This window comes from Pontibacter rufus (assembly GCF_015694705.1).
GTDB classification, from domain to species: Bacteria; Bacteroidota; Bacteroidia; order Cytophagales; family Hymenobacteraceae; genus Pontibacter; species Pontibacter rufus.
Genome location: NZ_JADQDR010000004.1, coordinates 63,252 through 75,446 on the forward strand (window position 1 = coordinate 63,252; position 12,195 = coordinate 75,446).

At 49.8% G+C, this 12,195-nt stretch carries 16 protein-coding genes; 5 read left to right on the top strand and 11 right to left on the bottom strand.

Annotation, left to right across the window (positions count from 1 at the left end):
• Nucleotides 1-87 precede the first annotated feature (87 nt).
• The 11 genes from I2I11_RS08230 to I2I11_RS08275 form a co-directional block, all read right to left on the bottom strand.
• Complete coding sequence (locus I2I11_RS08230; protein WP_196267219.1) at nt 88-993, bottom strand: SDR family oxidoreductase; 906 nt, start codon at nt 991-993, stop codon at nt 88-90.
• Between the two features lie 3 nt (nt 994-996).
• Nucleotides 997-1,647, bottom strand: a complete 651-nt coding sequence (locus I2I11_RS08235; RefSeq protein WP_196267220.1) for a peptidylprolyl isomerase — start codon at nt 1,645-1,647, stop codon at nt 997-999.
• Nucleotides 1,648-1,819: 172 nt separating this feature from the next.
• The gene (locus tag I2I11_RS08240) at nt 1,820-3,247 is read right to left on the bottom strand and encodes an APC family permease (RefSeq protein ID WP_196267221.1); all 1,428 of its coding nucleotides are present in this window, start codon (nt 3,245-3,247) and stop codon (nt 1,820-1,822) included.
• Between the two features lie 547 nt (nt 3,248-3,794).
• The gene (gene hemC / locus I2I11_RS08245) at nt 3,795-4,748 is read right to left on the bottom strand and encodes a hydroxymethylbilane synthase (protein ID WP_196267222.1); all 954 of its coding nucleotides are present in this window, start codon (nt 4,746-4,748) and stop codon (nt 3,795-3,797) included.
• 102 nt (nt 4,749-4,850) lie between these two features.
• Nucleotides 4,851-5,978 (bottom strand): DNA polymerase III subunit, encoded by a 1,128-nt coding sequence (locus I2I11_RS08250; RefSeq protein WP_196267223.1) that lies wholly within the window; start codon nt 5,976-5,978, stop codon nt 4,851-4,853.
• Between the two features lie 158 nt (nt 5,979-6,136).
• The gene (locus tag I2I11_RS08255; protein ID WP_230679979.1) at nt 6,137-6,523 is read right to left on the bottom strand and encodes a hypothetical protein; all 387 of its coding nucleotides are present in this window, start codon (nt 6,521-6,523) and stop codon (nt 6,137-6,139) included.
• Between the two features lie 62 nt (nt 6,524-6,585).
• A complete protein-coding gene (locus tag I2I11_RS08260; protein ID WP_196267224.1) occupies nt 6,586-6,885 on the bottom strand; it encodes a helix-turn-helix domain-containing protein in 300 nt (99 codons plus the stop codon).
• Nucleotides 6,875-7,039, bottom strand: coding sequence for a type II toxin-antitoxin system RelE/ParE family toxin (locus I2I11_RS21545; protein WP_370582955.1), 165 nt, complete (start codon nt 7,037-7,039; stop codon nt 6,875-6,877). The genes I2I11_RS08260 and I2I11_RS21545 overlap by 11 nt, the downstream gene beginning before the upstream one ends.
• A gap of 3 nt (nt 7,040-7,042) precedes the next feature.
• The gene (locus I2I11_RS21550; protein WP_370582948.1) at nt 7,043-7,213 is read right to left on the bottom strand and encodes a hypothetical protein; all 171 of its coding nucleotides are present in this window, start codon (nt 7,211-7,213) and stop codon (nt 7,043-7,045) included.
• Between the two features lie 90 nt (nt 7,214-7,303).
• On the bottom strand, nt 7,304-8,506 hold the full coding sequence (locus I2I11_RS08270; RefSeq protein WP_196267225.1) for a GlmU family protein: 1,203 nt from the start codon (nt 8,504-8,506) through the stop codon (nt 7,304-7,306).
• Between the two features lie 78 nt (nt 8,507-8,584).
• A complete protein-coding gene (locus I2I11_RS08275; RefSeq protein WP_196267226.1) occupies nt 8,585-8,827 on the bottom strand; it encodes a type B 50S ribosomal protein L31 in 243 nt (80 codons plus the stop codon).
• A 175-nt stretch (nt 8,828-9,002) separates the two neighbouring features.
• Here I2I11_RS08275 and I2I11_RS08280 point away from each other — a divergent pair, with 175 nt between their 5' ends.
• The 5 genes from I2I11_RS08280 to I2I11_RS08300 all read left to right on the top strand — a co-directional run bounded on the left by I2I11_RS08280 (nt 9,003) and on the right by I2I11_RS08300 (nt 12,182).
• Nucleotides 9,003-9,515, top strand: coding sequence for a phosphoribosyltransferase family protein (locus I2I11_RS08280; protein WP_196267227.1), 513 nt, complete (start codon nt 9,003-9,005; stop codon nt 9,513-9,515).
• 266 nt (nt 9,516-9,781) lie between these two features.
• Nucleotides 9,782-10,360 carry a non-canonical purine NTP diphosphatase gene (locus tag I2I11_RS08285; RefSeq protein ID WP_196267228.1) on the top strand — a complete coding sequence of 193 codons (579 nt, stop codon included), beginning with the start codon at nt 9,782-9,784 and terminating at the stop codon, nt 10,358-10,360.
• An 82-nt stretch (nt 10,361-10,442) separates the two neighbouring features.
• Nucleotides 10,443-11,063: a uridine kinase family protein gene (locus I2I11_RS08290; RefSeq protein ID WP_196267229.1), complete on the top strand. Its 621-nt coding sequence runs from the start codon at nt 10,443-10,445 to the stop codon at nt 11,061-11,063.
• Complete coding sequence (locus tag I2I11_RS08295) at nt 11,060-11,752, top strand: potassium channel family protein (RefSeq protein WP_196267230.1); 693 nt, start codon at nt 11,060-11,062, stop codon at nt 11,750-11,752. The genes I2I11_RS08290 and I2I11_RS08295 overlap by 4 nt, the downstream gene beginning before the upstream one ends.
• A gap of 55 nt (nt 11,753-11,807) precedes the next feature.
• On the top strand, nt 11,808-12,182 hold the full coding sequence (locus I2I11_RS08300; protein ID WP_230679980.1) for an RNA methyltransferase: 375 nt from the start codon (nt 11,808-11,810) through the stop codon (nt 12,180-12,182).
• Nucleotides 12,183-12,195: the final 13 nt, after the last annotated feature.

Genomic DNA, 12,195 nt, shown 5'->3' on the forward strand with positions numbered 1-12,195 from the left:
CTGTGCCATTAGGAATCCGATATTTTTAATATTCCAATACAGAAAAGGGCTGAAACCGGAAGAAGCGGAAACAGCAGGTAGAAGCGTTTACGCCTCTGTCTGGCCGGCCACAATGCGAATGCCTTCCCTGAAAGTATGGGGCTGGTAACCAAGCACGTGCTGTGCTTTGCTGATGTTAAAACCGGTGCGGGCCGGGCGCCGGGCTGCCTGCGAAAAAGTGGAACCATCAGCTCTATCTATAAAAGATTTGTCGAGACCGAAATATTCGGCTACCTGCAGGGCCATGTCGTAGGGGGTGAGCAGTTCGCTGCCGGAAATGTTGTAAATGCCCTCCGCGTTGTGCGCCACCGCCAGCCAGCAGCCCATGGCCAGATCCTCGGCCAGCGTGGGCGTCCGGAACTGGTCCGTCACGACCTTTATTACTTTTTCCGCCCGCAGGCTGTCGCGCACCCACAGCACGATGTTAGATCGGCCATAATCGTGCACTACGCCATACACCAGCACCGTGCGTAGTATAGCCCATTTGCAGGAGGCTTTCCGGACAATCTCCTCAGCCAGAAGTTTCGTTTCGCCATAAAAATTTACCGGGTTGGCTTCCGCTTCTTCGGTATAAGGCCCGTCTTCGCCATCAAAAATAAAATCGGTGGACACATGGATGAGGTGTACGTTATACTTCTCGCAGGCATCCACCAGATACTGCACCGCATCGCGGTTCAGCTTCAGCGCGCCTTCACGGTCGCTTTCGCATTGGTCTACGTTGGTCATGGCGGCGGTATGGATAAGGTGCGTGGGGCGGAATTCGCTGATGACGTCTTCTACCTGCACCGGGTCGGTAACATCCATACTTCTGAAAGCCAAATCAGGCAGCACCTGCGCCAGCTTGTTTTCGCCGCGGCTGGTGGCCAGCACCTCCACATCTTGCCTGGGAAGCAGCAGTTCGGCCAGTTTTTGCCCCAGCAGCCCGTTGGAGCCCGTAATCAGTACTTTCTTCATCGGTTATTTCTTTTCTAGCGCCTGTGTGTTGTAGTTGTAACCATATTTGCGGGCAATCTTTTTCTTTTTCACCTTCTCCACGGTTACGTTCATCTTTACATCACTTAATGGATGGTCGCGGCCGTCTTTGGGCAGTGCTGCAATTTTGTCGATCACATCCAGGCCATCTACTACCTGCCCGAAGACAGTGTAAGCTTCGTCCAGCATGGGGGTGCCGTCGTGGTTCTCGACAATGTAAAACTGTGAACCGCTGGAGGCACGCTCCGGGTTAGTCAGATCGCCCTGGCGAGCGGCTGCTACTGCGCCACGCACGTGCTTATGGTTTGGGTTGATTTCGGCCGGCACGGTATAGCCCGGATTGCCGGTGCCGTCGTTGCCTGGATCGCTGTCTTTGGTGTTCGGGTCACCTCCCTGTATCATAAAGCCATCTATAACCCGGTGGAAGGTGGTGCCATCGTAGAAGCCTTCTTTCGCGAGCTTCAGGAAATTTTCTTTGTGCCGGGGCGTATCGTCAAACAGCACCAGTTTGAGTTCGCCCTGGCGCGTCTGGATGGTTACCAACTCGTCTTTGCCTTTGGGTTTCTGGGCCAGCACGGTTAGTGGCAGGATGAAGGCAATCAGGGCAATGGAGGAGATGCTTTTCAGCAGTTTCATCAGCTTATAACAGGTTTAAGGTTCCGTGTCTTTTCCTGTCCTTAGCGAACAGTTTTCAAATTTAAGCCTTTTTAGCTCGCATTTATACTTTCCCGGCTATTTCTGTTGGCCGACGATGCTTCTGCCCAGGCATGGGTAACAATTTGGTACGGTAGTGTTAGGATATCAGGAATTAAGAGATAACTTCTTCTTCAGAAGTTATACGGGCACTTTTTTTCTGCTTCTTGTTAAACCACCAGTACATCGGAACGCCTGTTAACATCAGCCCCATCCCGATGGATGCTTCGCGTGGGCGAATAAAAATAGTGTTAAAAAACAGGGCTACGCAAAACAGAACCATGATGGCCGGTACCACCGGGTAACCCCATACTTTGTAGGGCCGCGGAGCATCCGGCATTTTTATTCTGAGGATGAAGACACCCAGCGTAGTGGCACCGTAGAAGATAAACACCGCAAACACAATCATGTCGGTGAGTTGGTCGAATGTGCCGGAGAGCACCAGCAGGCAAGCCCACACGCACTGGTACCGCAGCGAATTGGCGGGCGCCTGTGCCTCGTTCAGTTCTGCCGCACTGCGGAAAAACAAACCTTCGCGCGCCATAGCAAAATAAGTACGGCAACTTGCCAGAATGGTCGCATTGGTACAGCCCAGAGTTGTAACCAGAATGAGAACAGAGATAAACACAGCACCGCCGTATCCCCAGAAGCTTCTGACTGCTTCCACGGCTGCTATCCGGTTGCCTGCCTCATGCACCTGCTCCAGCACGCCTATCGGTAGTAAAGAAAGGTATGTTGCGTTTACCAGCAGGTAAATAGCCACAACGGTTAGTACGCCAATCGTAATGCCCCGCGGAATGTTGCGCTTGGCATCTTTGATTTCGCCGCCTACATAGCCGATGGCCGCCCAGCCCTGGTAGGCCCAGAAGGCTGACAGCATGGCCGCGAAAACAGCACTGAAGGTGACGGGTGCAGCAGAAACAGTGGACATATCCAGGTTTCTTGCCAGCTCTGCCTCACCACTGCCAAGCCCGAAAAAGGCGATAACCCCAATCCCGGCAAACACCAGCAGCAGGATAGCCGTGCTGAGCCCGGCGCCTGATTTAATACCTTTCGCATTCACCCAAGTCAGCACAACTATGAGAAGTATGGCCGTAAGCTTTATGCTGAAACCTGCGAAAGGGAAAAACACGCCGCCAATGGAAAAGTCGGCTAAGGAGCTTAGAATGGGAGGAAGCGGAACGATACTGTTGAACGACTGTGCAAAAACATAGGCTAAGGATGAGATAGCCGCTGTCTGAATAACCGTAAACAGGGACCAGCCGAAAATAAAGGCAAAAAAGCGGTTGTAGATTTTCTTGTAATAGGCATACTCCCCACCCGTATCGGCCAGCAGGCCCGCTACCTCGGCATTGCTTAAAGCGCCAAACAAGGTAATAATGCCTGCCAGCAGCCAGCAGATAAGCACCCATCCCGGCGATTGCAGTTCTGCGGCCATTGGCGCCACTTTTTTGTAAACGCCTGATCCGATGATATTCCCGATAACAACCACTATAACGAGGCGTAAACCTAAAGTGCGGTTGAGTTGGCTGCTCTTGCTCATAAAGTGTCTGTTTGCGGTTTACAGTATTTCCAGCTTGTTAGTGAAATACCTCTCAAGATAGAACAATAACCCGGAATCTTATACTTCTCAGGCATCAGAACCTGTCTTTCAGATACTGTCGGAAGTTTTATACCTTCGATGCTTTAAGAATAGCATAGGAAAGCATGTTTGTGTTATCGTATTTGTCATTCTGAAAGGCTCCTGGTTAAAACAGAGGGTGTCTACCCCGTGAGGTTGAGCTGCAAGTATATATAGAAAAGTTCTTCTTAGCTCACCAACAAGATCCTTTCAGGACGGCAACACCACGAAACCGTATTATTATTCCAGGCAAAGGAGATGATCAAGTATGAGAAAGCCAAAGCAAGGCTATACTCTGCTGGCTCTAACTCTTTACGCAATAGGGTTCCTGAATTTTATACAGGCAACTCTCCGCAAATACTCTAGAAAGTATTACCAAAGTATAACCCTGTTTTATTCCTTCGCTGCCCAGGCGCCCAGATTAGCCGGAAACCATACACAACAGTTTTCTCCTGGCTACTGAAAGCTTTTATACTTCAGTGCGCGCTGCTTTTATACTTCTGAGAATGTCGCTGCCGCCTTTTTCGAGGGTATTGTTTGCCAAGCCCTCACCTAATTCCTCTGCCGTTACAGTGGGGCCACTCAGCGTTTGCTGCAACAGCGTTTGTCCGTCCAGGCTCACAATACCGCCGGTTATATTGATGCCGCTATCTGTAAGCCTTGCCAGTGCAAACGACGGGATGCTGCAGCCGCCTTCCATGGTATGCAGGAAAGCCCGCTCGGCCAGCAGGCAGATATGTGTTTCAGTATGGTTTAGGGCCTGCTTCAGTGCTTTTTTGAGGTCAGGATCCAGGTTTCTGGCGCACTCGATGGCTACGCTGCCTTGTCCGGCAGCAGGCACGAATTCCTCCTCAGGAAAAGTATGAACTATTAAATTATCGTAGCCCATGCGTACCACGCCGGCATAAGCCAGCATCAGCGCATCAAACTGCTTTTCTTCCAGTTTGCGCAAACGGGTCTGCAGGTTTCCTCTCGATTCGGCTGTGGTGACGTTCGGATAGTATCTTTTCAGCAGAGCCTTGCGGCGGGTAGAAGAAGTGCCAATAACAGCTTTGCTGTCGCGGGTGAGTTTAAATTCCGGATCAAAGGAAAGGAGCACATCATTTACTTTCTCGCGCTCCATAAAAGCAACCAACTCCAAATCGGCAGGTATGGTAGACTGCACATCTTTGGCACTGTGCACGGCAATATCGATGGTGCCTTCGCGCAAGCCTACTTCCAGTTCCTCAGTAAACACGCCTTTAGAGCCAATCTTGTCCAGTGATTTATCCAACACCTGATCGCCTTTGGTGCTGATAATAACCAGTTCGGTTGCAAGGCCAGCCGCCTGCAGCTTTTCGGCGGCGGCTTCTGCCTGCCACAAAGCCAGTTTGCTGCCGCGGGTGCCAACGCGGATTGTTTTGTCTTTTATATCGTTTTGCATGAGATTCGTTTTCGTCTTTCGTTAATCGTTTTCCGATGCTCCTGTTTCCTTAACAGCTTACCCTTCACAAACGATGAACAAGCAACCATGAATGAACAACAGTTAAATTAAGCCACGCAGGTAACCGGCCATTTGTATAGAACTATCGACAAATACCATCTTCGGGTTCGCATTTCGCTCGATATGGTAGTGGGCTTGGTTTAATTCTTCGGCCAGTTGCCCGGCGTTGCCTTCGGTAATTACCTTGGAAAACTTCTGCACAAAGTCCAGCTCGGCAGGCGGCAGGTACGAAATCAGCGAAGCATCTACCCCATACAACATCACTTTCCGGAATAAGTTAAGGGCATAAAGCAGGAAATTTTTCTGGTTTTCGCGGCCCAGCGCCTGAAACCGGTCGCTCATCTCAATCACCTCGCCATATTTGTGGCTATAGCAATGGCGCATCCAATCCAGGAAAAACGAGAAATAGTCGCTGCTGATTTCGGAAGTAAGCTTGGCCGCGGCACTCAGGTTGCCTTCAGCCAGTTGCGCAATCTGGTAGGCGGTAGCTTCATCGGCGCCATACTTTTGCTGCAGGTGGGTCACTACTTCCTCCTCGGTAAAGCTGCGCACCTGCATAATCTGCGTGCGCGAAGTGATGGTAGCCAGCAGTTTCTCGGCCGACTGCGAAACGAGCAGGAACAGCGTTTTGACCGGCGGCTCCTCCAGCAGTTTCAGCAGGGCGTTGGCGGCTGCAGGATGCATCAGTTCCGGCAGCCAGATCAGCACGATTTTATAATCGCCTTCAAAAGCCTTCAGCGACACCAGCTTTACCAATTGGCGGCTTTCCTCTTTCGAGATGTTGCCCTGCTTGTTTTCCGCACCGATGTGCTGCATCCAGTCGTTAAAGCCCTGGTAAGGGCTGGCAAGTATAAACTGGCGCCACTCCGTCAGAAATTTCTGGCTCAGCGCTTCTTTGCTAACGTTTTTGGTTGTGGTGACAGGCATCACGAAGTTAAAATCCGGATGCACCAGCTTGTTCATTTTCAGGCAGCTGCCGCACGTTCCACATGAATCGTCGGGCAGTTTGCTTTCGCAGTTGATGTAGGTGGCATAGGCCAGCGCCAGCGCCAGGTTAGCGCTTCCCTCCTGCCCCAGAAACAGCTGCGCGTGCGCCACATGGTTCTGCTGCACCGATTTGCGTAGCAGCAGCTTTGTTTCCTGGTGGCCTATAATCTGTGAGAACTGCAAAGCTTGATGAGGTTAATGAAGTATAAACGGAGAATTACAGATGGCAAATTAAGAAAATGTTTCGTATTTGGCTTTCTGCCTGCTCCTGATATGCTTGCTGATCGGTAGGTTAGTGGCGCAGGTATAAATTGCTGTTAAAGGCAACAGGAATTAAAATTTCAACTCTTTAACGGGTGCCGGAAAAGTACGATGCCGTAAAGTAGCGCAAATGCAGCATAAACAATTCCTGCTACCCAGACGCTGACTAAACCCGGGCCGGCAACAGCTGCTTTAAGGAGCGCAAGCCCACCTATAAAAAAGTGCGCAAAGTTGGCCACAGCCACAGGGCGGCTATATATTCCACCGATAAGGTTCCCTTTTGCCATCCAGTTAAGCATCGCGAAAGCAAAGTAAAGCGCGCCCAAAAGCTGTAAGATTAACGGAAGCCACCCTGTTGCCTCCACATTAAGATAAACTGAAATCTCATCTGGCAGAAAAGTCAGGCTTATTCCTATCAAAGCCATCACTATTGCACTGGCAGACATTAGTAGCTTGGTGTTCATCATAAAGGCTGCTTAGTCATTACACGTTTTGCGCATTGCATTGGAATAAAAATATTACTTCTTGCTTAAATTTCTAAAGTTAGTTTTAAATGCCCGCCAAACCCTTTTTGTATTATCTTCATTAAGGTTGATAATCTTATATCCGAAGCATTATTTTCTATTCTTGAGATGTAGGATTTATTGGTACCGCATTTCTCTGCCAACTGCTCCTGGGTCATGTTCATCTTTTTTCGGGCTTCTTCAATCATTACGCCAATTGTAAAAGCCTCATATTCCTGCTCCCATTGCTCGCGCGCCGGTGCTCCCCTTTTGCCGTATTTCTTATCAAGGAGTTCATCCAGGGTAATTATATTCTTATTTTTCATGATGGTATTCCTCCATTATCCTGATAGCCTTTTCAATCTCACTTTTAGGTGTTTTTTGCGTCTTCTTTTGAAAACCATTCCCTAAAACAATCAGATTTCCTTTGTCAAAGAAGGAGAAGATGCGGTAAATGTTTCCTCCATATTCTACGCGTATCTCTTACAACCCTTTTGTTCCTTCTATATGCTTGAAATATTTATCAGGAACATTCAACGTTGTCTTTATCAGCTTTAAAGTCCATTCGATTTTCCTTTGTACTTTATCTGATTGAGCTTCATAAAAATCAAGAAAGTATCTTTTATAGGCAACTACCTGTCTCTCCTTATCCATATCTTTAAGTTACCTGATTAGGTAACAATTGTAACAGAAATAAGTTTATCAATCCTGCAACACGGTAGCTTTCTTTCATCCATCCAACAATTAAGCCCTGTCCCATACCCGGTACTGCTGTGTTTGTTCAAACACCTCGTCAAGTATGGCTTTTTCAGTTTCATCGAATTTGTGATTGCGGCGCTGCAGGACTTTTTCGGCTACCTCGTATACTTTGCGCAACTGGTAGGTCTCGAAACCGGCACTGCCGCCCCAGCTAAACGAAGGGATAAAATTGCGGGGATACCCTGAACCGAAGATATTGGCGCTCACGCCCACCACGGTGCCCGTGTTAAACATGGTGTTGATGCCACACTTGCTGTGATCGGCCATGATAAGGCCGCAGAACTGCCGACCCGTATCCTTAAAACCACCTTTGGCATAGTTCCATACCTTTACGTTGGCATAATTGTTTTTCAGGTTCGAGGTGTTGGTGTCGGCCCCCAGGTTGCACCACTCGCCCAGCACCGAGTTGCCCAGGTAGCCGTCATGCCCCTTGCTGGTGTAGCCAAAAATAACAGAATTGCTTACTTCGCCGCCTACTTTAGAGAAAGGCCCGATGGTGATGTCACCCCGCATTTTGGCGCCCATACTTACGTGGCTGCCCTCGCACAAGGCAAACGGCCCCCGTATCAGTGCGCCTTCCAGCACCTGTGCATCCCTGCCGATGTAGATTGGGCCGTCCTCAGCATTCAGCACGGCAGCTTTTATTTTTGCACCTTCTTCTATAAAGATATTTTCCTCGCCATATACCGCGGTAAACTTATCGTTTACAGGCTGGCTCTGGCGGCCTTCGGTCAGCATCTTAAAGTCGCTGCGGATCTGATCGCCGTTCAGCACAAAGATGTCCCATACATTACGCACCAGCAGGCAGTTTTCAGAACTGTCGCGGCGGCGCGCGGCGGCAGCGATCAGGTCAGCGGATGATTGTAATTCCTGCCCATCAGCATTCAGCGCCAGCAATGTATCTCCGCTGTACAGCGCCTCGCCCAGGGCCAGCGACCGGATCTCCGCCACCAGCGCCGGTGTTGGCAGCAAGGCGCCGTTTATATAGTAGTTCTGGCTGTGCTGCTGCCGGCCATACTTGCCCTGCAGGTATGGCGCGGTGAGGTAAGACACCGGCGCCACAGCACATTGCTGCCACTTCTCTGCAACAGTAAGTATACCTATCCGGATTTCCGCAACCGGGCGGGTGAAGGTGAGCGGGAGCAAATCCTCCCGGATGGAGGGCTCGTCGAAAAGAATGATATTCATAAAGGCGAAAATAAAAAAGTCTTCCTAAATTAATCAGGAAGACTTTTCTTTTAAAACGTTTTAACCGGGAAAAGCTGCTTATTGCTTGTAGCGTCTGTTGAACTTCTCTACGCGGCCGGCAGTATCCACAAAAATGTTTTTACCTGTATAGAACGGGTGCGAAGCAGAAGAAACTTCTACTTTGATAACCGGGTATTCCTTCCCGTCTTCCATCGTGATTTTTTCATCAGAAGTCATCGTGGAACGCGTGATGAATTTGTAATCGCTGGAAGTATCCTGAAAAACCACGTCTCTGTACTCCGGGTGAATGCCTTGTTTCATTAGTATAAACGTTAATTAACCTTAATTCTGTTTCGGACTGCAAATTTAACAAGAAATTTGTTAAAGTAAAATGTCCGCTATTAAATTATTTTCGGCCGCTGCCCTGCGCGCCGCTGCAAATATCTTCTTACATTTGCCCTGACCGCCCGCCAGGGCCCAAACAAAGCCTCCTGCTATGATTACACCACACCACAACCGCATCCTGGACAAGGCCCAGATTGACCAGAAACTCACCCGCATAGCTTACGAAATATACGAACGCAATTTTAAGGAGCAGGATATTGTGCTGGGCGGCATACAACCCAATGGCTATACTCTGGCAGGCATACTGGCCGAAAAGATAGCAGCCATCTCTCCTATCCGCGTGCAGTTGCTTTCCATTTCGGTCGACAAAGCATATCCGCTGAACATGCCTGTGGCGCTGCAACCCGAACAAGCTGCGCTGGAAGGCAAAGTAGTGGTGGTGGTGGATGATGTGCTGAATACCGGCAAAACGCTGGCTTATACTTTAAACGCGCTGCTGCAGCACAACCTCAAAAAGCTGGAGGTAGCCACGCTCGTAAACCGCCACCATACCTTGTACCCTATTGCCGCGGCCTACACCGGCTACTCGCTGGCCACCACGCTGCGCGAGCATGTGCAGGTAGTACTGGAGGGCGAGGAAGAGTACGGCGCTTTCCTGCATTAAGGTTTAATGGTAAATCTGCAGTTGCCGAAGCAAAGATTTAACCATTGAACAGCTGAACCATTAAGTCATAGATATTAAGTGATTATACAATGTTAATTTAAACCATGTGCGCTCTTTGTCATTCTGAAAGAAACCTGGTAGAAGGGAGGTCAAGTCTTTGCGGCTTGCCCACAGGATCCTTTCAGGATGACAAAGTAATTTAAACTAATAGTGTCCCAATACTTAAGCCTGCACCATTTTCTGAAAACGAAAACCGATAAACGAACATGCAACAACTCTGCTTTGCCACCAACAACAAGCACAAACTGGCAGAGGTAAGCCGGATGCTGGAAGGCAGGTATAAACTGCTGAGCCTGCAGGATATCGGCTGCCACGAAGAACTGCCGGAAGAACAGGACACGCTGGAGGGAAACTCCAGGCAAAAAGCTGCTTATGTATGGCACCACTATAAAGTAAGCTGCTTTGCCGACGACACCGGCCTGGAAGTGGAAGCGCTCCAAGGCACGCCCGGCGTATACTCAGCCCGCTATGCCGGCCCGCAGCGCTCCGATGCCGACAACATTAACCTGCTGCTGCAAAACCTCCATAACCAGGAAAACCGCAAAGCACGTTTCCGGACAAGTATAACCCTGTTGCTGGACGGACAGGAGCATCAGTTTGAAGGCATTGTAAACGGTACGATTGCCACAACCTGGCAAGGCAACCTGGGCTTTGGCTACGATCCGGTTTTTACGCCCGAAGGTTATAACCAGACTTTTACCGAAATGAGCGCCGATGCAAAGAATGCCATCAGTCACCGCGGCCGCGCCGTGCAGCAGTTGGTGGCCTTTTTGAAGGAGCATTAAGGCCGGGCCAAATTTATTCGACGCAGCTGTGGTCACTTACGGCCTAAAGTCATACTTTTGTAGCCTGAAACTATAGCTTCCTATGCAAAAGCCCTTCATCGTCGGAATTACAGGAGGCAGCGCTTCAGGAAAAACTACTTTTTTGAATAAGCTGCTGGCTGCATTCGCCCCCGAAAGCATTTGCCTGATCTCACAGGATAATTATTATAAAGCGCGCGAGCACCAAACCAAAGATCTGAACGGTGTAGTAAATTTCGACCTGCCTTCCTGCATTGATGACGAAGCTTACGCCCATGACATTCTGAAGGTGAGCCAGGGCGAAACCGTTTACCGCACCGAGTACACCTTTAACAACCCCAACGTAGTACCCCGCCAGCTGGAATTCCGGCCTGCGCCCATTGTGGTGGTGGAGGGCATTTTCGTGTTTTATTTTGAAGAAGTTGCCCGGCTGCTGGACCTGAAAGTATACATCGACGCCAAAGAATACATAAAACTGCAGCGCCGCATTATACGCGACCGCATCGAGCGCGGCTACGATCTGGACGATGTGCTGTACCGCTACACCAACCATGTAGCGCCCACTTACGAAAAATACATCAAGCCGTATAAAAACGATGCGGACATCATTATTCCCAACAACCTTAATTTTGAGAGGGGGCTGGATGTTCTGACTACATTTTTAAATACAAAAGTAAAGGCATGAGGCACAAGTTTGCGGTTATCGGGCTGGGAGTGTTTGGCAACTCTATTGCACGCACGCTGGCAGAGCGCGGCGCCGAGGTGCTGGCCATCGACAATGATCAGGAGCACGTAGAGGCCATAAAAGACGATGTAGCCTATGCCGTGCAGCTAGACGCCACCGACATACGGGCGCTGGAAGCCCAGAACATACAGGACATGGACGCCGTGGTAGTGGCCATAGGCGAAGATTTTGAAGCTGTGCTTATTGCGGCCGCCAACCTGCAGGAGCTTAACATCAAGCGTGTAATTACGCGCGCCTCCAACAAGCAGCAGCGCCGTATCCTTGAGAAAATGGGCGTTCAGGAAGTGCTTTCGCCGGAGGGAGAGGTGGGCACAACGGTGGCCGAACGCCTGCTGCAGCCCAGTATACGTACCTTTCTGCCGCTGCCCGACAACTACGAGATTGTAGAAATAAGCACCCCGAAAGGCATTGCCAACAAGAGCCTCGCCAAAATATCGCTGCGTGAGAAGTATAACATCAATATGATTACCATCAAGCGCTTTTTTGAGGAGATACTGGACGGCAAGCCAACCGAGGTAGAGCACATCATCGGCGTACCCAAAGCCGACACCATCATCTACCCTACTGACATCCTGATACTTATTGGTAAAAAGCAGGACATTAAGCGCTTTATTGAGATAAACCGCTAGAGATTTCTTTTTTTCCGGAAAAAGGCATTACATTTGCTTTTCTACATGTCAGTACATGCCAAGCATAAAAAACATATCCTGCTACTTCAGATACCTTCTGGTGTCGTTCACGCTGCTTTGGGCCCTGATGCTCAACGGGCATGAGGTAGTGGCTTATAGCGCTGCTGCCCCGGCAACAGAGCAGCAGGCTGACATGCAGCTGCATACAAAAGCTAAAAACGAGAAGAAAACCCTCGTAAAGCAAACGGTATCGCTGGAGGCAACCACCTCTTTTACCACCCTGAACCTGCAGCAGGTTTTAAAACCGCTGCCGCTGCCGGACTTTGCTGCCCCCACCAACGAGGCGCTGCCTGTAGCTTCAGCTGTTCCGGCCGGGGCAGGTTTTGCAGCACAGCTTTTTCCGGTTACCATACAGCCCAACGCTCCCTAATCTGCGCTGTCAC

Coding starts and splice junctions, on each gene's coding strand:
- I2I11_RS08295 (WP_196267230.1), top strand. CDS start 11,060: ATGAGGCACAAGTTTGCGGTTATCGGGCTGGGAGTGTTTGGCAACTCT.
- I2I11_RS08270 (WP_196267225.1), bottom strand. CDS start 8,506: ATGAATATCATTCTTTTCGACGAGCCCTCCATCCGGGAGGATTTGCTC.
- I2I11_RS08240 (WP_196267221.1), bottom strand. CDS start 3,247: ATGAGCAAGAGCAGCCAACTCAACCGCACTTTAGGTTTACGCCTCGTT.
- I2I11_RS08255 (WP_230679979.1), bottom strand. CDS start 6,523: ATGATGAACACCAAGCTACTAATGTCTGCCAGTGCAATAGTGATGGCT.
- I2I11_RS21550 (WP_370582948.1), bottom strand. CDS start 7,213: ATGGATAAGGAGAGACAGGTAGTTGCCTATAAAAGATACTTTCTTGAT.
- I2I11_RS08290 (WP_196267229.1), top strand. CDS start 10,443: ATGCAAAAGCCCTTCATCGTCGGAATTACAGGAGGCAGCGCTTCAGGA.
- I2I11_RS08300 (WP_230679980.1), top strand. CDS start 11,808: ATGCCAAGCATAAAAAACATATCCTGCTACTTCAGATACCTTCTGGTG.
- I2I11_RS08230 (WP_196267219.1), bottom strand. CDS start 993: ATGAAGAAAGTACTGATTACGGGCTCCAACGGGCTGCTGGGGCAAAAA.
- I2I11_RS08275 (WP_196267226.1), bottom strand. CDS start 8,827: ATGAAACAAGGCATTCACCCGGAGTACAGAGACGTGGTTTTTCAGGAT.
- I2I11_RS08285 (WP_196267228.1), top strand. CDS start 9,782: ATGCAACAACTCTGCTTTGCCACCAACAACAAGCACAAACTGGCAGAG.
- I2I11_RS08280 (WP_196267227.1), top strand. CDS start 9,003: ATGATTACACCACACCACAACCGCATCCTGGACAAGGCCCAGATTGAC.
- I2I11_RS08260 (WP_196267224.1), bottom strand. CDS start 6,885: ATGAAAAATAAGAATATAATTACCCTGGATGAACTCCTTGATAAGAAA.
- I2I11_RS08235 (WP_196267220.1), bottom strand. CDS start 1,647: ATGAAACTGCTGAAAAGCATCTCCTCCATTGCCCTGATTGCCTTCATC.
- hemC (WP_196267222.1), bottom strand. CDS start 4,748: ATGCAAAACGATATAAAAGACAAAACAATCCGCGTTGGCACCCGCGGC.